The following is a 20,992-nucleotide window of genomic DNA, read 5'->3' as shown; positions in this document are numbered from 1 at the left end:
GTCAGAGTATATTGTCTGTATGCGTATCGCTCTCGTTCATGATTATTTGACGCAATTTGGCGGGGGAGAGCGTGTTTTAAAGGTTCTTATGGATATGTTTCCCAACGCACCGGTTTATACCTTATTGCACGATAAAAAAGTAACTGAAGGGTTATTAGATGGTTCTCGTATTAAAACCAGTTTTCTGCAAAATATTCCTTTAGCAAGGTCGCGTCATCGATTGTTTCCACTATTTATGCCGATAATTATCGAGCAATTTAATTTATCGAAATATGACCTAGTAATTTCCGCGTCGCACTCCTTCGGTAAGGGAGTTATTACCGGTCCAAACACTTTACATATTTCGTATTGTTTTACTCCTATGCGGTATGTTTGGGATGATAGTCATCGTTATGTTAGAGAGTTTACGGTGCCGAGTTGGTTGAGATCTCTTATCCCGTTCCCATTAACTTATGTTCGCCTCTGGGACTCCTTTGCCGCGGATAGAGTTGATTCATTTGTCGCAATTTCAAATTTTGTCGCTAAGCGAATCAAGAAATATTATCAACGTGACGCGATGGTTGTTTATCCGCCCGTGGATTGTGGAGCATATTATATTGCTAAAACAATCGGTAATCGATTTTTGATTGTGAGCCGTTTAATGTCATATAAACGTATCGATTTGGCCATCGAGGCTTTTAATAGATTAGGATTACCGTTGGATATTGTCGGTACCGGTCCGGAGGAGGAAAAACTTAAAAAAATTGCCGGACCCGATATTAAGTTTCATGGGTTCCTGTCCGACGAACAAATAAAAAAAATGTTTTCCGAATGTCGGGCGTTTATATTTCCGCAGGAGGAGGATTTTGGATTAACAGTCTTGGAGGCCGCCGCTTCGGGCAGACCTGTTATTGCCTTTGCCGGCGGTGGCGCGTTGGAAACCGTTACTTCTGATACCGGAATTTTCTTCGCGGATCAAACGGTCGAATCTTTAAGCGCGTCAGTGCAAAAAGTATTAAAAATGGATTTGGATCCTAATAAAATCCGCGAAAGAGCGTTGCTTTTTAGTACCGAAAGATTTAAGGTGAATTTTATGGAAATGATTAATCGTGAGTGGAATAAATTTCCTCGAAAGCGTGTTGAAAAACAAGTATCTGTATGACGCCATTTTCCATTTTAATTGGCAAGTGCGTCAAGATGATAATAATTTCTGCGGTTTTGGCGATGGTCGCAACGGTTTTGATTATTCCGCGTCTCTCACAGTATCAGGATGTTTCGGTTGATATTTCAATCCCTGTTCCGCGTAGACCGGTGACTAATAATTACGAATATGATGGATATTATGCTTTGCAGGCGACGGATTTATTTTCCAATACTTTGGCCAGTTGGTTTAAATCGCCGGATTTTGTCGCGCGAATTTATGAAAAAGCGAATGTACCTTTATTAACGGGCTCAATTCGTAATGTGGAAAAAGTTTTTACCGTTAAAAAAGTTTCCGGTCAATTTATTAATCTTAGTTTTTCCGCGAAGAACGCAAAAGAAGCAAACGATATCGGAGAGTCAATCGTGGTAAACGTAAAGGATCGCGTTGAATTGCTTAATGATAACGGGAATAGCTCGTTAATATTTTCCGTATTGGTTGGTAAACCGTTGGTTGTGTTACATCAGAGAGATAAATATTTAGATGCGTTAATTGCCGGCCTGGTAGTGCTCGTGTTTGGTTTTAATGCTGTTATTATCGCAGACGCGTTTAAGAATAATAAATAAGCGGTAACCGCTCACAGGTCAAGGAAAAAAAGGAAACAGCCGTCGTGTCCACTTCCGCGTTGTCATTCCTGTCGCAAGCAGGAATCCGTGTTCGTCGTCGACGCTAACCAACACCGATCACGGAACGGAGCAACCTTGCTCCGTTCCGTGATCGGACGCGACGATTCTTTCCTTAACTAATGAGTGTTTACAATAAGAGCCATTGATAAATAGCCCGATGTGTGTTAATTAAAGACTATGGAAATAAAGTCATATATTGAAAATCTTGGTTTGACTGAAAAAGAAGCGGCGGTGTATCTTGCTTTACTTCAACTTGGGCAAGCGCCGGTTCAAACCATTTCAAGAAAGGCGGATATTGTTCGTCCTACGGCCTATGTTGTTTTGGATTCGCTTATTCACAAAGGCCTTTGCAAAAAAGGACTAATCGGGAAAAAGACGGTATTTATCGCTTCACCTCCGGAAGATCTTGATAATTTGATTCGTAAGCGAGAACGCGACGCGCACGAGCAACGGGTACGATTGCACCATCTTTTGCCGGAACTAAGGGCTTTGTATGCGCTGTCGGAAGAACGCCCCTCAATTCGTCTTTTTGAGGGTAAAGAAGGACTAAAAAATCTGCAACGTGAGTTTGTTGAGATCAGCAGTGAACCGATGTATGGAATGGGGTCGGATGATGTGATGGAAAATCTTTTTCCAAGGGCATCGAATGAGTATGATGAAGAGATTCGTGGTGTACGGGTTAAAGCGGGGATTAAATCTTTTAATATCTACACGACTTCTGACGGCGAAAAACGGTCACCTGAATCTGATAAAAAAGCTTTGCGGGAAAGTCGCTATATTGAAAAGGAAAAATTACCGATCAAGGCGCATTTTTCCGTGCACGGACCGCTTTTATCGATTGTTTCTTTTAGAAAAAAAATAATCGGCGTTTTGATTGAACATGTGGATATCGCGGACTCATTTAAAGCGATTTTTGATGTTGCTTGGAAACAATTAGGCGACAATAAAGAAAAAACGGACAAGGCTACTTGACAGAAAAAATAATTGTGCTAGGTTGATTGTGCCCGCTACGGTTGTGGGTACTTGGTGCGTAAGCCCGAAAGGAGAAAAGGGTGGAAACAGGAAGTAGCACCGGTTGCGCGTCGTGTTCGACAACTGCACATTTTTTTGGAAAGGAGTGGGGCCATGGTCGATTAAGCCTTGACGGCCCATGGAAGAATCCGTCGCAACGGTCAGGAGACCAATCACCGCCGTTTATCGCTTTTTTTGCCCCTGGGCAGAGTGATTACGGCGGTTTTCACTTTGGTAGATTGGAAAAAGAGAGCAGGGAGATGTATAATTGACCCCATGAATACTAACGCTATTGTCACACTTTTAAATGATCCGGCAAAAATGCAATGGCTGGTTTTACTAATTATTTGGACGATCCCTTGGAAGGGTTTCGCGCTTTGGCGTTCTGCTCGCAACAAACAACTGCCGTGGTTTATTGGGATTATGGTAGTTAATACATTTGGCATTTTAGAAATACTGTATCTCGCTTTTTTCCAAAAGCCTAGCGAAGAAAAATAGTTTTTTCAAAAGCAGAATGGTTGGACAAAATGAAAATGCAGAAACAGCCGTAAAACCGTTAACGGTTACGGAGTTTATTGAACAGGTAAACGCGGTTATGGCCGATCAGGTGGCCTGGGTAGAGGGGGAAGTTTGTGATTTGCATATTTCACAAGGCAAGTGGATGTATTTTAGTTTGAAAGACGAAGCGTCAATCGTGAATTGTTTCGCGATGCTTTTTCGCGTTCGGACGCCGATTGAAGAAGGAATGAAAGTGCGGGTTTGGGGTGTGCCGAGAATTTACCCGAAATTTGGAAAATTTAGCATCAACGTTGAAATAGTTGAGCCTTCCGGGGAAGGCGCACTTAAGCGCGCTTTTGAGTTATTAAAAAGAAAAATGGAGGCAGAGGGGCTTTTTGATCCGGCACGCAAAAGGCGTCTTCCGCGTTTTCCGGAGAAAATTGCTTTGATTACTTCTTCAGATGCCGCGGCATATACAGACTTCATAAAAGTGCTTAAAGCGCGTCGGGGCGGGATCGAAATAAATTTTATCTCTGTGGCCGTTCAGGGACGTGAGGCTACAAAAGAAATTTGCTCGGCGATTGAGCAGCTAAATGAAAGTTTGCCTGATTTGGATGCGTTGGTTTTGGTGCGCGGTGGCGGTAGTATAGAGGATTTACACGCTTTTAATGATGAAGGTGTCGTGCGGACGCTGGCCAGGTCGCGTATTCCAACCATGACCGGAGTCGGCCATGAACGCGATGTGACCCTAGTCGATTATGTTTCCGATGTGCGAGGATCAACCCCGTCAAATTGCGCGGAATTGCTTACCCCAACAAGAGAAGATTTGATTGCGTCAATCAATCAATTAACCAAGCGTATGGCGGATAATGTGCAAGAAAATATCAACACAAAAGAGCGAGGTGTGCAGAGGGCCGTGAATAGATTGCACGAATCCGTTGCCAATTCCGTGGAGAAGGTTCAGTTTTTAGCGCAACAAATGGTTAATGTCGGGCGTATATTTTCTTTATCATTGCAAAAAAATGCGTCAGGCTTGCAAAATATGCAGAAAAATATGCGCACAGCTTATACGGAAAGCCTAAACCGATATGGGCAGAAAGTAGTTGCCGTTGAGCGGGTACTCAACTCGATGCATCCCGAAAAAACTTTGGCGCGCGGGTATTCGATAACGAAAACCAGTGCCGGCAAAGTGATTCGGGACGCGCTGGAACTTAAAAATGGTGATAGTATTAGAACAGTATTACATCGTGGTATAATTGATTCAATCATAAATTCATCAGAAAAATGTCTACAAAATCCCCCCAAAATTTCACCAAATCCTACGAAGAACTCGAAAAAATCGTCGCGGAGTTTGAAACAGGCAACATTGATTTAGAGCGTGATTTGCCAAAATTTGAACGAGGCTTGGAACTCGCCAAAAGCTGTCGTGACCGTTTAAAGGAACTGGAAAATCACGTTCGCAAAATTGAGAACACGTTTCACTTGAAGACCGACACGGCGCAGGAAGAAAAAGAGCCTTAATCTAAAAAGATATGCGCAAATCAACAAGAAACCTTTTTTTGTACGGAATAATGGGGGCGCTTTTTGGGGGAATAATAATCGTTCTTGTGCTCTCAATGATTGGCGCTGGAAATAGGGCGACTGTTGAAAATAAAGTATCCATTAAACCCCCTGTTACGGGAACACCAAACGCCAGTTCAGTTGTTCAATTGAATACACCAACTCCAATTTCGTCGACTAGTCCCTCAAGTATTGCTGTGTCAAAAACCGTTTCGGACTATTTTTCAAGTGGAAAATTTAGTTATTCGGTACCCGTAGGGTATCGTGTGGCATCAAAAATTGTCGCAATGGATGAAAAAAATTCGCCAAAAGGTTTTTCCGCGCTCACTATTACTAAAGGCACCGAACAACAAGAGAGTGATTATGTGAACTTGGTCAATCGGTTGCAGGGTGGTGCAGAAGTTCCTCCCGCAAATGAATTACCACAATTTCTTCCCGGTCAAACAATATCTCTATATCCAACATCAAAGAACGCGGAAGATTCCGATGCTAAACTCTCTAAAGGACAGGAAAAGATAACTACGGCACAAGGAATTTCCGGAACGCGTTATGTTCGAGTAGAAGGATCGACGCCCTACGATGTCGTGTACCTAAAATTAGCTGATGGTCGGTTGGTTGCGGTGCAAATGAGTTACGGGTCTGAAGAGCCCTTGTTCGATGAAACAGCATTTATGGCTCTTGTCGATTCGATCACAACATTAAAATAATCAAAACCGGAAAATAGAGAGCGGTATTTTGTGGGGTCTATATCGCTTCCAGTTCTTTTTTCTTGATTGAACCTTCGCGCAAAATTATCCATTTGCCATCTTCAAATTTTGCTACCGTGGAGGGGGCGTTTACCGGCAATTTTCCCCCATCAACCGCCATAAAGGTTTCTTTGGTAAACATTTTTGTTAATTCATCAGTGGAATAGGCGGGATTTTCACCCGTATGGTTTGCGGAGGTGGCGGTAATGGGGAATTCCAATAAATCCACAAGGCCCTTAGTGAATGGGTGATCTGCCGTTCGCACGCCGATTCGACCGTCTTTTGCGAGGTGCGCGAGGATTGCCTGTGGTTTTACCAGCAAAGTTAACGGTTTGTCATTGAATTTTTCTAAAACTTTTATTTCTTGTTCCGTAATATCAACAAATTTGTTCTTATCCTTTGTTGGGAGCAAAATGCTGTAGGCTTTTTCTCCCGTGCGACCCTTGAGTTCCGCTAGTTTTTCAAGTGCCACTTTATCGAGCGCATTCACCCCCAAGCCATATGATGTGCCGGTGGGAAAAGCTACGATCTCACTTTTATTCAAGAGAAATAAAACCCGTGAATGATGGTGGATGGGTAGGGTGTCAATCATATGGGCTAAGTTTAATCTTCACGTAAAAAACATACAAGAAAACATTTTTCTATCTTATTAATAATTATCAAAATTGATCATTCATTGAAAATTGGGAATTGAAAATTGATAATTTGGGCGGCTAATTAATATTGTAGAGATTTCGGATCTAATAGAACTACATCGAAAAAATTGAGAAATAAAAGTTCCCTGTTGTATTCTTTTCCACTCATTGCTATTATGCGAAACAGTTAAAACAATTGGGGGCTATAACTATTAAAAAAGAAACAAAATGGCAGAATATGATATTTCAGATACAACTCTAAAGACTGGAGAATATGTCTGTACATCATGCGGGGAAATGACCGAGTTTGAGCGGGATGACGACTTTTCGGTGTGTCCATCCTGTGAAGACGATAACGGTAAGTGGGTTCACGCCGTTGTGGAAGATGAAGATGAAAAGAAAGAAGAAGAGGCTGAATTTGGTGACGAATAATAATCGATAGTCAGATGCGATTGGCAGCAATCACGAAATTTGTGATGGCGGTCGTGGTGGTGTTTGTCGTTGTAATTTTTGGGATACAAATTGTTTATTCTCGGGATCAAAAAACCATTGGACAAGATAATTGGGGGGTATTTGGCGAAGGTGTACAAAAAACAGACACTGTGTCAGAGGTTGGGATTAGTGAAAATTTTGATTCAGTTCCTGTGGTAAAAACCCTTCACTCTAAAGCGGGGATTGTTATTAATGCCGATACGGGAAGGGTGATATACGCCGAAAACGCTTTTGAAGTGTTGCCAATGGCGAGTATTACAAAATTAATGAGTGGAATGGTCGCGCTAGACAACAAAATTCCATTAAAAAAAGTTGTTACTATTCTACAGGATGATTATACAATCGGGGGCAATCTTCGTATTGTTGCAGGAAGAGAGACGGTTACCGTAAAAGATCTTTTTTACGCGAGTATTACCGGTTCGGCAAACAATGCCGCGCTGTCTATTACTAAGCATGTTAATTTATCGGCGACTGATTTTGTTTCGGCGATGAATCGCAAAGCGGTTGAGTTGAAATTAGAGTCATTACATTTTCAAGAGGCGAGTGGTCTTTCGCCGAAAAATACCGGTACGGCATATGATATCGCGCGGATGGCGGGATATGCTTTTTCGCGTTACCCGTTGATCTTGGATGCCGCCTCTCAAAAAGAATATAAAATAATTACACAAAACACCAAGCGAGAGCACACAATCAAAAATCCGGATGATTTGTTTGAACGAACACCTGGCCAATTTCTTGCCAGCAAGACCGGCTATTTGGATGAGGCATTGTATTGTCTTGTACTGGCAAAACTGACTCCAGACGGTATGATAATTGCCGTAACACTCGGCAATGCCGATAAGGTCGATAGCGAAAGGGAGACTTTACAATTATTAAAAAGAGGAGAGGCTGTTAGTGTTGGGGCAATATATTAATCATTAACATAAGGAAGAAATGGAACAGGACCAAAATCTTAGCGTAAAAAATGATCGTAGCACGATGGTGTTGCTTTTGGTTTGTGTGGGACTCGGGTTTATCGGTGGTTTGGTCGGTGCCGGTGTGGTAAATCAGCGAGTAAGTAAAAACCCAATTAATACCGGTGTAAATTTGAATACAGCGATGCCTCAGCGTGGAGGAAGTGGCGATTCGATTGTTAATGTTGTTGATCAAACCAGTCCTGCCGTTGTCGCAATTTCAATTATCAAAAACATCCAACAAGTGCGGAATGTTCCCGTTGATCCATTTGACAGTCAATTTTTTGGGCAATCGCCGTTTAGAATTCAGGTTCAACAACCTACCGGCACACCGATTCCGCAAGAAGTAGGTGGCGGATCCGGGTTTATTGTTGACAGCAGTGGTCTGATAATTACCAATAAACACGTGGTCAGCGATGAAAGCGCCAGTTATGAGGTTGTTTTGAAGAGTGGGGATCGTCTGAAGGCAAAAGTGGTCGCGCAAGATCCATTGTTTGATCTGGCGATATTGAAGGTGGAAAAGACAAACTTGCCAACGTTGCAGTTCGCTGATTCGAGTAAAATAAAAGTTGGTCAGATAGTGGTGGCAATCGGTAATCCTCTGGGTGAATTTCCCAATAGCGTTAGCGCGGGGATAGTTTCCGGTATCGGCAGACAGGTGCAGGCCGGTAATTCGTATACAGGCGAAGTGGAGACCTTAAATTCTGTGATTCAAACCGACGCGGCGATTAATCCCGGGAATTCCGGTGGACCGCTATTGGATTTGAGTGGACAGGTGGTGGGGGTGAATTCTGCGACGGCGGGAAGCGCGGAAAATATCAGTTTCGCTATTCCCGCGAATGAGGCATCGAGAGCAATCAGTGATTATAAGAAAGATGGGCGTGTTGTCCGCGCGATTCTCGGCGTTCGTTATGTTTCTATTACTCCGGAAATTAAAGATCAAAATAAATTAGCGGTTGATCATGGTGCATTGGTTGTGAGTGGTGGAACACAAGCTCCGGCGGTGCTTCTCGGTAGCGGGGCGGAAAAGGCGGGAATAAAAGAGGGGGATATTATTACTAAGGTTGGAGGGCAAGATGTTACAAGTGAAAAATCACTACAATCATTTGTTGGCGATAAGCGACCAGGCGACACGTTAGTCTTGACGGTGTTGTCGAAAGATGTAGAAAAAAATATTACCGTTTTCCTCACCGAAGCAAAGTGATTTTGCGTGTTCGCAAAATCATCCTCGAGCGACATCGAGGATCCAAGTTCGCATTTTCATCCCCGACCGCGATCGGGGATCCAATTCTCGAGCGACATAGGGGATCCGTGCGGGTGCGTAAAATCAATTTGGATGAGATCAATCTGTAGCACCACGCCAAATAATTCATTAAGACTCATTCTCGACCGCCTGAAGGCGGTCTCCGAGGTAAAAACATTTTTGCGAAAAATGTTTTTAAATCCGCTTAATGAATTACTTGGCGTGGTGCCGTACGTCACCTTAACCACCAAGAGTATACTGTTGTCATGATCCCGTATTTTTATATCGATAAAATAACGCTTGGGTTTTTAGTTGTTCAGGTTTGGGGTTTGTTTTTAGCGTTGGGAATAATTGCCGGTACATTGGTCGCGATTAAACGGGCAAAAGAATTCAACATTAAAACCAAAACAATTGTTGATCTGGTTTTTTGGTTAACTCTTGGTGCGTTTGTTGGCGGTAGGGCGGTTTTTGTGTTGTTAAATAAGGGTTTCAGCTTATCCGGCTTAGTTGAACGTTCTGGAAGCGGTTTTTCGAGTTTGGGGGCAGTTGTTGTTGGGATAGTTATCACTTTTTTCTTTATTCGAAAGTACCGCGTTTTACCAAGCGCGATTATAAAAATTCTTGGCCCGCCCCTGCTTTTGACGGAGGGTGTCAATCGTATAGGGTGTTTTTTGATTCATGAACATCTTGGACGCGTAGCAAACTTCTTTTTAGCAGTTAGGACTGGCGATATCTCACGACACGATCTTGGTTTGTATTTTTCCTTATCTTCTTTATTTGGATTTATTGTGATAATTAGTTTGGAAAAATTCCGCAAAATACCGGCTAGTGTGGTTAGTTGGTTGTCGTTAATTTGGTATTTTGTCGCACGTTTCTTGTTGGAATTTTTATATGAAAATGGCGGTCAATTCGGGGTGGAGAAGTATGCGGGGTTGTCCTTGATGCAGTATGTTTCAATTTTTGTAATTTTGGGTTTTGCCTATTTTATTGTTCGTTCCGAAGAACAATAAAAAAACCGCGTCGTTGGTGGCGCGGTGGGTTACAGTAGCTCGTTTTCGTCGAACGTGAGAACGATTGGTTCGGCGATGAAGTAGCTCAAAGAGTGGGCCAAAGCACCGACGTTTTCGTAAATTATTGCTTCACCACCGGTGTCTAAGTAAAATTGTTTTGCTATCACAGCTGGTCCGTGTTCCATCTTTAGTCTGACACGGATTATCTCATGTAGACGCTGGATGGTTACCCATTGTTTCACGTCGTATCCTTCACTTAGCGGAATCACGAGATATTGAAGCATTGCTTTTCCTTTGCAAAAGAATGAACTAATCAAAAACAAACGACATTTCAATATACATTCTTCGCGAAAAAAAACAAGCGAATACATCTTGCCCTTCTTAATGGTAGTAGTATCCTTAGTCCATCGTCCCCTTAATAAAGGGATCCTAATAATTATCTAAAACAAGATGAAAAACGTAACAATTTACACAACCTCCGCCTGTATTTACTGCAAAATGACCAAAGAATTTTTTACCGAGCACAATATCGAGTATACGGAAAAAAATGTTGCCACAGATCAGGCCGCCGCGCAGGAAATGATTGATAAGAGTGGGCAGATGGGCGTTCCCGTCACGCTTATATCAGGTGATGGTAAAGACGAAGTAATTGTTGGTTTTGACGAGGAACGTTTGACGGTTTCGTTGGTCGCAACGGCATAATATTAAAAAAATGCAGGATTCATCAAGTGTTATCTACGACATTATTATTGTCGGGCTCGGGCCGGCCGCCACAACCGCGGGTCTTTATTCGTTACGCAATAATCTTAAAACCTTGATGATTGGAGAAACCTTTGGAGGGGCGACGCTTGTTTCGGGGGAAATTGAGAATTGGCCGGGAGTTGTGCATACTACCGGTTTTGAATTGGCAGAAAAATTTGAGGAACAAATTAAACATTATTCTCCCGACGAATCCTGCATCAAGCGTTCGCTTGTCAAAACAATTGAGAAGCAAGGGAATTTGTTTCGTGTCCTAGATAAAGACGGCACGGAATTTTCCGCCAAGGCGGTGATTTATTCTACGGGAAGTGAATCGCGAAAGTTAAGCATTCCTGGTGAGCAAGAATATCGCAATAAGGGAGTGACTTATTGCGCCACTTGTGACGGTCCGCTTTATCACGGCAAAGATATTGCGATTATCGGGGGTGGAAATTCCGCGCTGAAGGCCGGGTTGATGATGTTGAATATTGCCAAGAGTGTCACGGTGGTGTCGATCAATCCGCAGTTTAGTGGCGAGCAAATCAGCATCAAGCAACTGGAGAAAGCCCAGGCGGAAGGGAAGGTGCGCCTGATCGTGAACGGTAAAACAAAGGAAGTAAAAGGCAATGGAAAGTTTGTGGATAAAGTTGTTGTTGAACATACGGACACGGGCGTGATGGAGGAAATTGCCGTGCAGGGCGTCTTTGTGGAAATAGGATTGATACCGATTACTGGTCCCGTGAAAGAATTGCGTCTGGCGATGAATCGAATCGGCGAAATCGAAACTGATCGTGAAATGAAAACTAATATCCCCGGTTTTTTTGTGGCAGGAGATGTAAGTGATCTGCGAGATAAGCAAATAATAGTTGCCTCCGGTTCAGGATGCACCGCCGCCCTATCCGCCGCAGAGTACGTGCAGAATTTTGAATAACAAAATCAATTGAGTGTAGTGTGTGTTTTGCCCGCCAACACGGCGGGTCCGCCTGATGGCGGAAAATTTTTGGGTGTCGATAAATACAAATCAACCGCGGGTATTATCCGTGGTTGATTTAGTTTAATTGAAATCAGTGGTTACCTAGATGTCCTGTGGTTTTACTGTGGAGCGTTTATTCCCCTTACAACGTGCTACCGCGTCCTCAAGGAGTGCATAAACTTTTTTGTTTAAAGCTTCGAGCAGATCTCCCGACATCATCGCGTCCTTGGATTTCAAGAAAGCGCGAACTTTACTAACCACCACTAGTACTTCTATTTCTTCTGCCATTTTAAACACCTCCTTCTTTAAAAATTATCATTTTACTTGTCTATGCTCATTCTACCACAGGACGCAGTAAAATGCGTCTACACGCCAAACTGGATAATAGCCAAAATTATATTATGTTTAGAAACTATAGCTAATTTATACCACGAAAGACCTAAAAATTGGTGTTCGGGATCATGATAATGTTCGTTGATTGCTAGATATTTTTGTAGCATAAAAACGGTGATTAAGACATATTTGACTTGATTTTGCAATAGTGCTATAATTGTCATATTGATTCTTAAGTAAAATTCCAATGGAAGCGTATTGCGTGAAGTGTAAGGCGAAACAGGAAATTAAAAATGCAGAACCTGTTACCCTAAAGAATGGTAAGCCTGCAACAAAAGGCGTATGCCCGGTTTGTGGCACAGGGATGTTTAGAATTGGTAAGCCTGCGTAATTTCGCAACAAAATAAAAAATAGCCGACACTAAACATGTCGGCTATTTTGTTTTTAGGCCTCGTCCGTAAATAAATTCCCCCAGATTATGCTCAATGCGCTTTAAATGTGAGTACTTTGATTGAGTAAAATCTTGAGGCGTACTAGCAGTACGGTGAAAGGTTTTACGATTGAAAAGTGCTTGCAGTTAAAGATGCAGTGAGTATAAGATGGGGAATTTATTTACGGACGAGGCCTTATGTGCCCATTTTGTGGTATGCTGTAAGGGTGCATTTTCATATGGCGGACAAATCATCACTTACGCTAACGATTATGTTTTTTTTGTTTCTTGAGTTGTTAACGGTTCGGCTTGATTACTATTGGGGTTATTTTGCTTTGTTTTGCATACTTCTGATTTTGGGGACAGTTTTAACGCAACGCGAGGATGTAAAAGAACGAGGGCTTTATGTCACGATTCTCCCTCTTGCCTATATCGCGAGTGTTTTTCTTTTTAATCTTTTCGTGTCGCAAGGATTGTTTCAACAAGTCTTTATTATCGCCAGCACGGTCGGGTTTTTCTTTTTGGTGGCGCGGGGAATAGAATGGGCGTTTCCAACCTGGAATTGGTTTTTTACATCGGTTACATTTTTTTTAATTACCGCCGGCGCATATGGACTTCGTTTCCATTTGCAAATTTCCTTGGCGGTTGTTTTACTTCTGGTTGGCGCATCAACATTTTTATTATCACTGCATGTTTTGGGTAGAGCGAAATTGTCTCGCTCGGGAGTATTTTTTTGGAGTATTTTGCTGGCGTTATTGATGTGTGAATTTTTGGGTGTTTTCTCTTTTTTGCCGTTATCTTATTTGGTGGTTAGTGGGGCACTTTTCATCATATTTTACGTGGCAATTCATTTGCTCCAGAGCCATATTTATGCCACATTAACGCTCAAGCTGGCGACGGAATACCTTCTTTTCGCGACAGTCGCCATTACTTTAATTTTAGGAACGGCTCGTTGGGCGGTAATATAGGGCTCGGTAATTAGGGCTTGGTAATTAATAAACGCTTCATCTTATGTCCAATCCATCTTCAAATACAACTGCTTCTCAATCAAAAATCTTTCAACGTACTTATAGTACGTCTCAAGATTTTGTTCAATCAAAGACAGTCGTCTTTGAAGCGCATTGAACATAATATTGAAGCGTTTATTAATTACCAAGCCCTAAAAACTTTATGAATGAACAAAAGCAACCATACACCATAACAGTAAAAGCGCTCTTAATTACATTGGTCGTTATTACAGTATTGGGATTAATTACCGGGACTATTACGGCGCGTCTGGAAACGCAAGCGTTCTTGAAAAAAAATCCACAAGGCGATCGTGTTGTTCAAACAATTCAAACTCAAACACAAGGCGCATCTTCGTTTTTTGACGTAATTGATTCGGAAAAGGGTAATGTTGTGCGTGTTTTAGACGAAAATAATAATTTCGTACAATTTGGGACAGTATTAACTGTCGATGGAATTTTTATAACGCCCATGATTGCCAATCAAAAGCGTTCAATGTCAGTGATGCTTGTTGATGGAAAAATCGTTAATGCTTTATTGGTGCGCGTTTATCCTGAAAAAGGCATTTCGTTTTATCGTGCTGAAGGTTCATTCTCTGCCCCCCAGTTTCCGGCCGTGGAAACCATTTTGGCAGGAACTCAAGGTGTCGTTGTTGGTTCGACCGGTAGTTCAGGCCCCACTGTAATTCCGGGGATGGTAGAATATTTCTCGGCCGAGGAATCTTTGGATAATCTTATTTTTAGAGAGCGGCAAATTGTTTTAGCTACTCGTCCAAGCAATAACTATTTGGGAGCGCCATTTTTTGACGCCCAGCGTAATTTATTGGGAGTCGTCGTAAATACGGGAAAAGGGATCGTCCTTCCCGCCAGTGAAATTAATCTTTTGCTTCAAGATTATTTGAAGCATGGTGCTGAAGAGGCAGTTGTTATTTTGAGCGACCTAAATGGCGCGTGGACAATTCAACAGGGTTTAGATGGTAAAACAAGTCCGGCGTTTAAACTTGATTCGGTTGGCAAGAGTTCCAGTTTTGCAAAAGCCGGTTTGGAAAACGGCGATATCATTAATTCTATTAATGACAAAACTTTTCCAACCGTACAGCTCTGGGGCACTTTTCTCGAAGGCGCGCGTTTAAGTAAGTCTGTAACATTGGGGGTAATTAGGGGAAATGATTTCTTAAAGATTCCGGTATTGAACCAAGCCCTAAATGCAAAACAACAGTAAAGTAAAAAAAAATAAGCCCCTACGATTGATTATTGCTTTTGTCGTAGGAATTTCCATTGTTTTGGTGATGGTCTCTTATGGCCAAGAGTTAAGACGCAGGGTGGAGCGACAGCAACATGTGAGTGGCTTAAAAAAGGAAATTACAGACAATAATCAGAAAATCGCCGATTTGAGAAATCTGCTTGAATACCTTAAAACGGATGATTATGTGGAAAGAACGGCTCATGAAAAATTAGGTTTTCAAGCGCCCGGGGAACATGTCGTAGTTGTTCCAAATAGTGGAATCGTGGCCGGTGCGCAAGGTATTCAGGTACAAAATTTTGACGCGCAAATATCTATACCGCGTCAGTGGTGGAATTTGTTTTTTGCGTCAACGGTGTTATGAAAAACATTCTTGTATCGGTTGTGTGGTTTGTGCTTATTATTGTGGTTGTGGTTTTTGGCTTGGTTGGCTTGTCCGTGTATCCAACAGCGCCGTTTGGTTTGCAAAAATGGGTGCCGATACCGGTTGTCTGCGCGGGATATTATTGCGTAACTTATCGAGAATGGACCGAGGCGATAAAAAAAGACGGTTCTGGTAAAAAACCGGAGGTGCTTTTGTCCGCGTTGTTACTGGATAAGGCGACGCAAGTAACGGCTTATTATGAAAAAGTGCGGATTAGCAAGGCGGATATCAAGCAGGCAAGTTTGGCGGTTGAAAAAACAATTAACGCTATTCCGGGCGGAAAAAATATGTTGAACGAGATTTATGGCGGTAATTCGGCGACTTATCTATCCGAAAAGGGAATTAGTGCGATATTGTTACGTGAGAAAATGTCCGCGTTGGGGATTATAAGCCCCTGGGAAAGCAAATACGCCCCCAATGTAACAGTGTGGAATGTGGGGCTCAAGTGGGACGAGGCGAGTAAGACCGTGGTGACAAAATAGGCGACCTTGACAGGATTTGTAATTTGGGCTAGGTTAACTTCATAAGACCTCGGCAAAGGCTCGCCCGTTTCGGCGATGATTGGTCCCGCAAGGGAATAGCCGAGGTTTTTTAGTGTTCGATTTCTCGTAGATATTTTTCTTGTTTTGCCTTTTCAACCAAAAACCTTGCTTCTTTGTTTCCCTCTAGCCCGGCTCGTACGCAACCCGCCCACCGGTCAGCCAAACGAATAAAAGGTTCACTTTCGTCGCGTCTGCTTTTGACCATCTCCAACGAGATGCCTCCAATTCGCAGGGCGTTTGTCAGTTCCCGTGCCTTTTTGCGGTCAATACCATCAACGTACACTTTAATTTTGTATTCCTTTTTAGTTTTTGCTCTTATTGCTTTAGCCGTGAGATCAAGCATTGGAAAAAAGAAGGGAATAGGTTTTTTGTAGGAGGCGTAAAACAAATCTTCACTGCCAATATTTCGCTCAAGTGCAATGTTTAAAAATTTGATTCTCCTGTTTTGACCGGCATTACTCCACTTACTAAGACCAATACCCGATTCTTGTTCAGCCTTCAAAATTTGTTGACGTACCGTATTTTGTTCTTGTTCGCTCACCACCACCGCAACAATAAATACACTCGATCTGGCGTCCTGTCCCGTTTCGTCAACATAACAATATAGTTTTTGTATAGTTTGATTCATATACTGAAATTATACACTATTTGTGTTCCGTTCAGATTTGGTCGCGCTGTTCGCGTTGGGAGGCGCGGTTGTTTACCCCTCGACGATTGCTCGGGGTAAACCCTGAGTGGCGTCGAATGGGTCAAAACTCGGCGTCGGGCGTTGCCAACGAAAAAAGCGGTCAAAAAACGGAAAGTTACATCTTGGAGCGTCTTTTTGAAACGGCTCGAACCCATTTTATCCGAAACGGCTGAACGTAATCGAACAACGGAGGCCAGCCCTGCCACCGCGCGCCTTGCGCCTCCAATCAACCTGTATGTATGCAACGACAACGCTATGTGGAAGTGCCTCTTTTTAGTTTTCCTAATTTTTTTTTCCACCTTTCTTATTATTTTGTTTGCTTTATTAAAAATCGCATCAAGTTGCTCCTTGCTGTATGAATTATCTATTTCCTTTAGGCCAGAAACATGGATTTTGTTTCTCGCTGTCCTTATTTCTTCCGCAAGTTCAAATTCTTTTTTTGACAGTATCTTTAACCTCTTGCACGCCCGATTTATTTCAATAAAATTTACTGAATCTTTAAGACTTTCATTACTTAGTTTTTCTCGGATATGTCTTATTCTTCGTCTTTTACTGAAATCATATATGATCCCAGAAGCCTCTTCCTTCCAGATGGGAGTCAATACTTTGCTCTTGCTTACCTTATTAAGTGTTAAATATTTTGTGAGTACATAGAGTAAACAAGCTTCAACGACCGTCCCGGTATAAACGGTTGCGTCTTTATACAAAGAACTTTTAATTAATTTTTTGTGTCTTTCGTTGCTTGCTGTATCAATAAGAAAAACGATGTACTCAAAAGCTATGGCAATATTAATTTTAAGCGTCTCATTGTCAATAAAACAAAACCTTTTCGCAAATATTTCCTAAGGCCTCGTCCGTAAATAAATTCCCCAAGATTATGCTCAATGCGCTTTAAATGTGAGGACTTTGATTGAGTAAAACCTTGAGGCGTACTAGCAGTACGGTGAGAGGTTTTACGATTGAGAAGTACTTGCAGTTAAAGATGCAGTGAGTATAAGATGGGAAATTTATTTATGGACGAGGCCTAAGGGTGAAGATCGTCCAATACCTCAACGTTTGGGGGGTTGTTTTGCGTTTTCAATTAATTTACTTAGTGAGGGAAATCCTTTTTCCTTGAGGTAGTTGCCAAGTTTTTTATCGGATCTAACGCCAAAATCACGGCTATATTGCTTTTCAATATTACCCATCTTAGCATCCTCTCGCTTCTTTCTAATTTGTTTAGACATTATTCATTATTATACACAAACCCGCTAAGTCTGCAAAAGCGGTCAAAAAACGGAAAGTCAGGTCTTGGAGCGTCTTTATGAAACGGCTCGAACCTATTTTATCCGAAACGGCTGAACGAAACCAAACCGCGAACAAAGTGGAGCAACATTCGTAGTCGTTCGAGCGTGCCCCCCCCGCGCGACATCCGAACGTGGACGCAACGGGTTTTTAGCGACGGCGCTTTTTGATGGGGATGACATGAGTTAGTCTCTTGTATTTCTGCCCATTAAGTGTTATTCCAAACATATGAAACTACGCGAACTTTACGAAATTTGGCCATTTCTGTTGTTGTATATTTTTATATATGGTATTCCGGTTTTAGTGGGTTATTTTATTATTTCGTTCATGAGTGAAATAATGAATTTTTCTTCTGAAAGTGTTTGGTTAATAGCAATCATTGTGACCTCCTTGTTGTTAAGAAAACCATTAATGGAAAAATTTAATCGTATGGTAAAAAAACAGGTAGCTGAGGAAGTGGAACCACTGAAAAGAGAAATTTCAAAAATAAATGAACAGTTAAGTAAATAACACAACAGCCTGCTTTTAGTGAATTAGTTGTATAAAATTATGAAATATTATAAATAAATGTATTTTGATAGAAAGTTTATAGTGGCATGCGTTCACTAGCTACAATAATTGTATTTTTAGTTGTTTTTTTACTGGAGGTATTCTTCGGAGTCGGTTTAGGTTGGAGTGTTTTTTGGTCTTTGTTGATTGCTTTTTTCTTTTATGCAGGTACCGATGGATACAATAATGCTAAAAAAAGTAACACAAACAATAGTGACGATGAATTTCCTTTAAGTTATTTTGGTACAAATCCTCGAGAGGGCACAGAAGCATATCGGATTCAAGGGGAAGTTGAGAAGTGTATAAACATTGCCCACCAGAAAGGTGCTCCTGAACTTATATCTAAACTTTATTTTAGGGATATTAAATACTATCCAAGCTGGATTGCACATGAGGGAAGAGAGTGTGTACCAAAAATTATTACTAACGCGACTAAGTCTAGAAAGAAGTCTAATGAAAACAAGAAAGAAAAAGAAGTTACAAGTATTGTATTAAATGAAAAAAATTACAGTTTTGAATTTCATCAATCAACTTTTGTTACACCGGATGGAGAAAATAATACGAACGGCTTGCTCGAATTGTTTAGAGAAGAAACAAAAATATTAGCTTTAAACTGCTCTCTTGAATATACAGATATGGACAGCGAGTGGAGTGAGTTTGGTGTTGAGGCTTTCATAGACGGTGATTGGCTAAAAGATTTCGAATTATTAAAGAAGGAAATTAATAAACAGAGATACGAAAAAGAACTTCAAAAAGCAGAAGATCCTGAAAAAGTTAAACAATTAAAGAACAATTTTGGAATTAAATAATTTTATATGAACATCCCATATCTTGTTACTAAGAATAAAGTTGTGCTTGATGACTACGATTTTGATTATGGCTTAATTCCATTGATTGGGTGGCTCATCGTAACTGTTTACTTGTTGAGAGGAGTGCTAGATTCGCAATATCCAGGAACCCTTTTAATTGTTGAGTTTATTATCTTATCAAGTTCTCCGATTTGTTGGACATTAGCTGGAAAGGAAACGAATAATCTTATCTTGATCTTTGCGTATAAATATTCTATTTGGATTCTAAAGTTTCTAAAATGGTGCATACCCTGTCTTCTCGTTTTGTGCTTATTGTATTTTGTTTATTTAAAGAGTGGTTGGTCAACAATTAATTCAATAATAATTGTTGTCTTAGTATTAGAATTGATTTATCTGCTTCTAAATAGGCGATGAATCGTGAGCTGAAAATTAATAAAATAGAGGCCGCCGGAGGGTATCTCTACACAGTCACTAAGTTGTCTTTCGAAGAAGGGGTTATAAAAGAAACAATAAAAGATATGATCGAACAAAAATTATTTGTGGACAAACAGGGCGTATTGGCAGGTGAGCTATTTTTTAGCAAAATAATTGTGATATGAATATGTGGAAATTAATTTCTGATAGTTTAATAAAAGTTTTAAGAGAATTTGGACCAATAGGAGTTTTAACGTATGTTGCGGGTTTGGTTTCCCTTGGTGGTTTATTTGTTGGTGATTTTAAGAGTAAAATTTTATTTGGAGTTATCGGAATAGCGTTATTTATTTTGGCATGGAAGCTTTCTTGTTTTAGGATGAACATTCAACTGGTTCGTGAAAGCAATCTTGTAAAAATGGTGATGGAAAGCAACGATAAATTATCCGAGAAGTTAGACAAAGACCGCAGTAATGAACAAGTTATATCTATTACACAAACCATTTGGCAATCTCAAAAAGATTTAGTTGAAATGATTTTAGATATTGACCTAGATGAGTTGAGGAAAAAAGAAAAGTAAATCTAATAATTGAATAAAATGCTCTATAAAATATTTATTGACGATAGATGGAAGATATAAAAACCCTTTATATTTTCATTGATGAATCCGGTAATTTTGATTTCAGTCCGACGGGGACAAAATATTTTATTTTGACGGCGCTAAGCGCCATAAAACCATTTGATATTGCATCGCCGCTTTTAGATCTTCGTTACAATCTTCTGCCTAATTACAGTTGTGGCACAAGCATGGAAGAAAGAGGATATTTTCACGCCTCCGAAGATACACAGGCCGTCCGAGATCAAGTTTTTTCGATTATCGTTAAGCCAGATCATCAAATGAGAATTGATTCAGTTATCGCGCAAAAAAACAAGGCAAACCCGCGGTTTCATCAGCAACCGGTTGAGTTATACATGAAGATGGGCGAAGCGTTGTTAAAGTACTCTTTTAATCGCGCTACATGGCAAGGATATGATCATGTTGTATTGGTATTCAGTAGCATCTTTGATAAAAAGAAACGCGGAGTTTTGAAACAAACTTTTAAGTCACTTATCAAACAATACGCAAAAACCTCATTTGCTTTGTATTTTCATGATTCAAAGTTTGATTTGTGCAATCAGGCGGTAGATTATTTTGGTTGGGCTATTTATCGGAAGTGGGAGTCCGGCGATTCGCGTTCATATGACATTGTTCAGCAAAATCAAATTATTAAAACCCAATTTTCTATTTTCGAAAAAGGTAATTCCGAATTTTATCAGTATAAAAAACAATGACCCCCCTGACTACCCTCGCTTTCGCGAGGCAGAGCCCAGGGGCTCTTGTTATCAGGAGGGGACGTTTATAAGATTAGTATCGGCGTAAGTTATTAGTTTGTCAAATTCTAGCGGTCAAAAAACGGAAAGTCAGATTCTGGAGCGTCTTTTTGAAACGGCTCGAACCCATTTTATGCGAAACGGCTGAACGTAACCGAATAATGGAGGCCAGCCCCGCCACCGCGCGCCCTGCGCGCAACACCGCAGAAAAACTTTCTTTTCGCGCCGGATTTAGAATA

29 protein-coding genes are annotated in these 20,992 nt (G+C 41.1%); 23 read left to right on the top strand and 6 right to left on the bottom strand.

Annotated features, from left to right (window positions below):
• The first annotated feature begins 19 nt into the window (after positions 1-19).
• The 7 genes from Q7S57_01295 to Q7S57_01265 all read left to right on the top strand — a co-directional run bounded on the left by Q7S57_01295 (position 20) and on the right by Q7S57_01265 (position 5,582).
• A complete protein-coding gene (locus Q7S57_01295) occupies positions 20-1,141 on the top strand; it encodes a glycosyltransferase (protein ID MDO8511881.1) in 1,122 nt (373 codons plus the stop codon).
• A complete protein-coding gene (locus tag Q7S57_01290) occupies positions 1,138-1,746 on the top strand; it encodes a hypothetical protein (GenBank protein ID MDO8511880.1) in 609 nt (202 codons plus the stop codon). The genes Q7S57_01295 and Q7S57_01290 overlap by 4 nt, the downstream gene beginning before the upstream one ends.
• A gap of 237 nt (positions 1,747-1,983) precedes the next feature.
• On the top strand, positions 1,984-2,778 hold the full coding sequence (locus Q7S57_01285; GenBank protein MDO8511879.1) for a helix-turn-helix domain-containing protein: 795 nt from the start codon (positions 1,984-1,986) through the stop codon (positions 2,776-2,778).
• 80 nt (positions 2,779-2,858) lie between these two features.
• Complete coding sequence (locus tag Q7S57_01280) at positions 2,859-3,089, top strand: hypothetical protein (GenBank protein ID MDO8511878.1); 231 nt, start codon at positions 2,859-2,861, stop codon at positions 3,087-3,089.
• 4 nt (positions 3,090-3,093) lie between these two features.
• Positions 3,094-3,315 (top strand): DUF5652 family protein, encoded by a 222-nt coding sequence (locus tag Q7S57_01275; GenBank protein ID MDO8511877.1) that lies wholly within the window; start codon positions 3,094-3,096, stop codon positions 3,313-3,315.
• Between the two features lie 16 nt (positions 3,316-3,331).
• Positions 3,332-4,690, top strand: coding sequence for an exodeoxyribonuclease VII large subunit (gene xseA / locus Q7S57_01270; GenBank protein ID MDO8511876.1), 1,359 nt, complete (start codon positions 3,332-3,334; stop codon positions 4,688-4,690).
• 157 nt (positions 4,691-4,847) lie between these two features.
• Positions 4,848-5,582, top strand: coding sequence for a hypothetical protein (locus Q7S57_01265; GenBank protein MDO8511875.1), 735 nt, complete (start codon positions 4,848-4,850; stop codon positions 5,580-5,582).
• A gap of 37 nt (positions 5,583-5,619) precedes the next feature.
• Here the strand turns inward: Q7S57_01265 and Q7S57_01260 are convergent, their stop codons facing one another.
• The gene (locus Q7S57_01260; GenBank protein ID MDO8511874.1) at positions 5,620-6,213 is read right to left on the bottom strand and encodes an L-threonylcarbamoyladenylate synthase; all 594 of its coding nucleotides are present in this window, start codon (positions 6,211-6,213) and stop codon (positions 5,620-5,622) included.
• Between the two features lie 271 nt (positions 6,214-6,484).
• Here Q7S57_01260 and Q7S57_01255 point away from each other — a divergent pair, with 271 nt between their 5' ends.
• From Q7S57_01255 to Q7S57_01240, 4 genes are all read left to right on the top strand, one after another.
• The gene (locus tag Q7S57_01255; protein ID MDO8511873.1) at positions 6,485-6,688 is read left to right on the top strand and encodes a hypothetical protein; all 204 of its coding nucleotides are present in this window, start codon (positions 6,485-6,487) and stop codon (positions 6,686-6,688) included.
• Between the two features lie 14 nt (positions 6,689-6,702).
• Complete coding sequence (locus Q7S57_01250) at positions 6,703-7,662, top strand: serine hydrolase (GenBank protein MDO8511872.1); 960 nt, start codon at positions 6,703-6,705, stop codon at positions 7,660-7,662.
• Between the two features lie 19 nt (positions 7,663-7,681).
• Positions 7,682-8,905 carry a trypsin-like peptidase domain-containing protein gene (locus tag Q7S57_01245; GenBank protein MDO8511871.1) on the top strand — a complete coding sequence of 408 codons (1,224 nt, stop codon included), beginning with the start codon at positions 7,682-7,684 and terminating at the stop codon, positions 8,903-8,905.
• Positions 8,906-9,210: 305 nt separating this feature from the next.
• On the top strand, positions 9,211-9,954 hold the full coding sequence (locus Q7S57_01240) for a prolipoprotein diacylglyceryl transferase (GenBank protein ID MDO8511870.1): 744 nt from the start codon (positions 9,211-9,213) through the stop codon (positions 9,952-9,954).
• Between the two features lie 29 nt (positions 9,955-9,983).
• On the opposite strand, the gene Q7S57_01235 is transcribed toward Q7S57_01240, so the two are convergent.
• Positions 9,984-10,238: a hypothetical protein gene (locus Q7S57_01235; GenBank protein ID MDO8511869.1), complete on the bottom strand. Its 255-nt coding sequence runs from the start codon at positions 10,236-10,238 to the stop codon at positions 9,984-9,986.
• 166 nt (positions 10,239-10,404) lie between these two features.
• Here Q7S57_01235 and Q7S57_01230 point away from each other — a divergent pair, with 166 nt between their 5' ends.
• Both Q7S57_01230 and Q7S57_01225 read left to right on the top strand, forming a co-directional pair.
• Positions 10,405-10,656: a glutaredoxin family protein gene (locus Q7S57_01230; protein ID MDO8511868.1), complete on the top strand. Its 252-nt coding sequence runs from the start codon at positions 10,405-10,407 to the stop codon at positions 10,654-10,656.
• A gap of 10 nt (positions 10,657-10,666) precedes the next feature.
• Positions 10,667-11,623 carry an FAD-dependent oxidoreductase gene (locus Q7S57_01225; GenBank protein ID MDO8511867.1) on the top strand — a complete coding sequence of 319 codons (957 nt, stop codon included), beginning with the start codon at positions 10,667-10,669 and terminating at the stop codon, positions 11,621-11,623.
• A gap of 144 nt (positions 11,624-11,767) precedes the next feature.
• On the opposite strand, the gene Q7S57_01220 is transcribed toward Q7S57_01225, so the two are convergent.
• Complete coding sequence (locus Q7S57_01220) at positions 11,768-11,953, bottom strand: hypothetical protein (protein MDO8511866.1); 186 nt, start codon at positions 11,951-11,953, stop codon at positions 11,768-11,770.
• Between the two features lie 292 nt (positions 11,954-12,245).
• Between Q7S57_01220 and Q7S57_01215 the strand changes: the two genes are divergently transcribed.
• The 5 genes from Q7S57_01215 to Q7S57_01195 all read left to right on the top strand — a co-directional run bounded on the left by Q7S57_01215 (position 12,246) and on the right by Q7S57_01195 (position 15,581).
• Positions 12,246-12,389, top strand: coding sequence for a DUF5679 domain-containing protein (locus tag Q7S57_01215; GenBank protein ID MDO8511865.1), 144 nt, complete (start codon positions 12,246-12,248; stop codon positions 12,387-12,389).
• 278 nt (positions 12,390-12,667) lie between these two features.
• Positions 12,668-13,396 carry a hypothetical protein gene (locus Q7S57_01210; GenBank protein ID MDO8511864.1) on the top strand — a complete coding sequence of 243 codons (729 nt, stop codon included), beginning with the start codon at positions 12,668-12,670 and terminating at the stop codon, positions 13,394-13,396.
• A gap of 202 nt (positions 13,397-13,598) precedes the next feature.
• Positions 13,599-14,654: a S1C family serine protease gene (locus Q7S57_01205; GenBank protein MDO8511863.1), complete on the top strand. Its 1,056-nt coding sequence runs from the start codon at positions 13,599-13,601 to the stop codon at positions 14,652-14,654.
• Complete coding sequence (locus Q7S57_01200; GenBank protein MDO8511862.1) at positions 14,638-15,039, top strand: septum formation initiator family protein; 402 nt, start codon at positions 14,638-14,640, stop codon at positions 15,037-15,039. The genes Q7S57_01205 and Q7S57_01200 overlap by 17 nt, the downstream gene beginning before the upstream one ends.
• Positions 15,036-15,581: a hypothetical protein gene (locus Q7S57_01195; protein MDO8511861.1), complete on the top strand. Its 546-nt coding sequence runs from the start codon at positions 15,036-15,038 to the stop codon at positions 15,579-15,581. The genes Q7S57_01200 and Q7S57_01195 overlap by 4 nt, the downstream gene beginning before the upstream one ends.
• A 109-nt stretch (positions 15,582-15,690) precedes the next feature.
• On the opposite strand, the gene Q7S57_01190 is transcribed toward Q7S57_01195, so the two are convergent.
• From Q7S57_01190 to Q7S57_01180, 3 genes are all read right to left on the bottom strand, one after another.
• Complete coding sequence (locus Q7S57_01190; GenBank protein ID MDO8511860.1) at positions 15,691-16,269, bottom strand: DUF3800 domain-containing protein; 579 nt, start codon at positions 16,267-16,269, stop codon at positions 15,691-15,693.
• A complete protein-coding gene (locus Q7S57_01185) occupies positions 16,266-17,036 on the bottom strand; it encodes a hypothetical protein (GenBank protein MDO8511859.1) in 771 nt (256 codons plus the stop codon). The genes Q7S57_01190 and Q7S57_01185 overlap by 4 nt, the downstream gene beginning before the upstream one ends.
• A 342-nt stretch (positions 17,037-17,378) precedes the next feature.
• The gene (locus tag Q7S57_01180) at positions 17,379-17,555 is read right to left on the bottom strand and encodes a hypothetical protein (GenBank protein ID MDO8511858.1); all 177 of its coding nucleotides are present in this window, start codon (positions 17,553-17,555) and stop codon (positions 17,379-17,381) included.
• 286 nt (positions 17,556-17,841) lie between these two features.
• Here Q7S57_01180 and Q7S57_01175 point away from each other — a divergent pair, with 286 nt between their 5' ends.
• The 5 genes from Q7S57_01175 to Q7S57_01155 all read left to right on the top strand — a co-directional run bounded on the left by Q7S57_01175 (position 17,842) and on the right by Q7S57_01155 (position 20,714).
• Positions 17,842-18,123, top strand: coding sequence for a hypothetical protein (locus Q7S57_01175; GenBank protein MDO8511857.1), 282 nt, complete (start codon positions 17,842-17,844; stop codon positions 18,121-18,123).
• 86 nt (positions 18,124-18,209) lie between these two features.
• Entirely contained in the window at positions 18,210-18,971 is a 762-nt protein-coding gene (locus tag Q7S57_01170; protein MDO8511856.1) for a hypothetical protein, read from the top strand.
• Between the two features lie 410 nt (positions 18,972-19,381).
• Complete coding sequence (locus Q7S57_01165; GenBank protein ID MDO8511855.1) at positions 19,382-19,570, top strand: hypothetical protein; 189 nt, start codon at positions 19,382-19,384, stop codon at positions 19,568-19,570.
• Positions 19,567-19,962 carry a hypothetical protein gene (locus Q7S57_01160; protein MDO8511854.1) on the top strand — a complete coding sequence of 132 codons (396 nt, stop codon included), beginning with the start codon at positions 19,567-19,569 and terminating at the stop codon, positions 19,960-19,962. The genes Q7S57_01165 and Q7S57_01160 overlap by 4 nt, the downstream gene beginning before the upstream one ends.
• Before the next feature lie 47 nt (positions 19,963-20,009).
• Positions 20,010-20,714 (top strand): DUF3800 domain-containing protein, encoded by a 705-nt coding sequence (locus tag Q7S57_01155; GenBank protein MDO8511853.1) that lies wholly within the window; start codon positions 20,010-20,012, stop codon positions 20,712-20,714.
• The last annotated feature ends 278 nt before the right edge of the window (positions 20,715-20,992 follow it).

Source organism: bacterium (genome assembly GCA_030647555.1).
Classification (GTDB): domain Bacteria; phylum Patescibacteriota; class Andersenbacteria; order UBA10190; family CAIZMI01; genus CAIZMI01.
Note: the sequence above shows the minus strand (reverse complement) of the source record. Positions and strands in the feature narration are given on the sequence as shown.

What these genes read in the sequence shown, in the direction of transcription:
- Q7S57_01295 (MDO8511881.1), top strand. Translation starts at nt 20, where the DNA reads ATGCGTATCGCTCTCGTTCATGATTATTTGACGCAATTTGGCGGGGGA.
- Q7S57_01290 (MDO8511880.1), top strand. Translation starts at nt 1,138, where the DNA reads ATGACGCCATTTTCCATTTTAATTGGCAAGTGCGTCAAGATGATAATA.
- Q7S57_01285 (MDO8511879.1), top strand. Translation starts at nt 1,984, where the DNA reads ATGGAAATAAAGTCATATATTGAAAATCTTGGTTTGACTGAAAAAGAA.
- Q7S57_01275 (MDO8511877.1), top strand. Translation starts at nt 3,094, where the DNA reads ATGAATACTAACGCTATTGTCACACTTTTAAATGATCCGGCAAAAATG.
- xseA (MDO8511876.1), top strand. Translation starts at nt 3,332, where the DNA reads ATGGTTGGACAAAATGAAAATGCAGAAACAGCCGTAAAACCGTTAACG.
- Q7S57_01265 (MDO8511875.1), top strand. Translation starts at nt 4,848, where the DNA reads ATGCGCAAATCAACAAGAAACCTTTTTTTGTACGGAATAATGGGGGCG.
- Q7S57_01260 (MDO8511874.1), bottom strand. Translation starts at nt 6,213, where the DNA reads ATGATTGACACCCTACCCATCCACCATCATTCACGGGTTTTATTTCTC.
- Q7S57_01255 (MDO8511873.1), top strand. Translation starts at nt 6,485, where the DNA reads ATGGCAGAATATGATATTTCAGATACAACTCTAAAGACTGGAGAATAT.
- Q7S57_01250 (MDO8511872.1), top strand. Translation starts at nt 6,703, where the DNA reads ATGCGATTGGCAGCAATCACGAAATTTGTGATGGCGGTCGTGGTGGTG.
- Q7S57_01245 (MDO8511871.1), top strand. Translation starts at nt 7,682, where the DNA reads ATGGAACAGGACCAAAATCTTAGCGTAAAAAATGATCGTAGCACGATG.
- Q7S57_01240 (MDO8511870.1), top strand. Translation starts at nt 9,211, where the DNA reads ATGATCCCGTATTTTTATATCGATAAAATAACGCTTGGGTTTTTAGTT.
- Q7S57_01235 (MDO8511869.1), bottom strand. Translation starts at nt 10,238, where the DNA reads ATGCTTCAATATCTCGTGATTCCGCTAAGTGAAGGATACGACGTGAAA.
- Q7S57_01230 (MDO8511868.1), top strand. Translation starts at nt 10,405, where the DNA reads ATGAAAAACGTAACAATTTACACAACCTCCGCCTGTATTTACTGCAAA.
- Q7S57_01225 (MDO8511867.1), top strand. Translation starts at nt 10,667, where the DNA reads ATGCAGGATTCATCAAGTGTTATCTACGACATTATTATTGTCGGGCTC.
- Q7S57_01220 (MDO8511866.1), bottom strand. Translation starts at nt 11,953, where the DNA reads ATGGCAGAAGAAATAGAAGTACTAGTGGTGGTTAGTAAAGTTCGCGCT.
- Q7S57_01215 (MDO8511865.1), top strand. Translation starts at nt 12,246, where the DNA reads ATGGAAGCGTATTGCGTGAAGTGTAAGGCGAAACAGGAAATTAAAAAT.
- Q7S57_01210 (MDO8511864.1), top strand. Translation starts at nt 12,668, where the DNA reads ATGGCGGACAAATCATCACTTACGCTAACGATTATGTTTTTTTTGTTT.
- Q7S57_01205 (MDO8511863.1), top strand. Translation starts at nt 13,599, where the DNA reads ATGAATGAACAAAAGCAACCATACACCATAACAGTAAAAGCGCTCTTA.
- Q7S57_01200 (MDO8511862.1), top strand. Translation starts at nt 14,638, where the DNA reads ATGCAAAACAACAGTAAAGTAAAAAAAAATAAGCCCCTACGATTGATT.
- Q7S57_01195 (MDO8511861.1), top strand. Translation starts at nt 15,036, where the DNA reads ATGAAAAACATTCTTGTATCGGTTGTGTGGTTTGTGCTTATTATTGTG.
- Q7S57_01190 (MDO8511860.1), bottom strand. Translation starts at nt 16,269, where the DNA reads ATGAATCAAACTATACAAAAACTATATTGTTATGTTGACGAAACGGGA.
- Q7S57_01180 (MDO8511858.1), bottom strand. Translation starts at nt 17,555, where the DNA reads ATGTCTAAACAAATTAGAAAGAAGCGAGAGGATGCTAAGATGGGTAAT.
- Q7S57_01175 (MDO8511857.1), top strand. Translation starts at nt 17,842, where the DNA reads ATGAAACTACGCGAACTTTACGAAATTTGGCCATTTCTGTTGTTGTAT.
- Q7S57_01170 (MDO8511856.1), top strand. Translation starts at nt 18,210, where the DNA reads ATGCGTTCACTAGCTACAATAATTGTATTTTTAGTTGTTTTTTTACTG.
- Q7S57_01165 (MDO8511855.1), top strand. Translation starts at nt 19,382, where the DNA reads ATGAATCGTGAGCTGAAAATTAATAAAATAGAGGCCGCCGGAGGGTAT.
- Q7S57_01160 (MDO8511854.1), top strand. Translation starts at nt 19,567, where the DNA reads ATGAATATGTGGAAATTAATTTCTGATAGTTTAATAAAAGTTTTAAGA.
- Q7S57_01155 (MDO8511853.1), top strand. Translation starts at nt 20,010, where the DNA reads ATGGAAGATATAAAAACCCTTTATATTTTCATTGATGAATCCGGTAAT.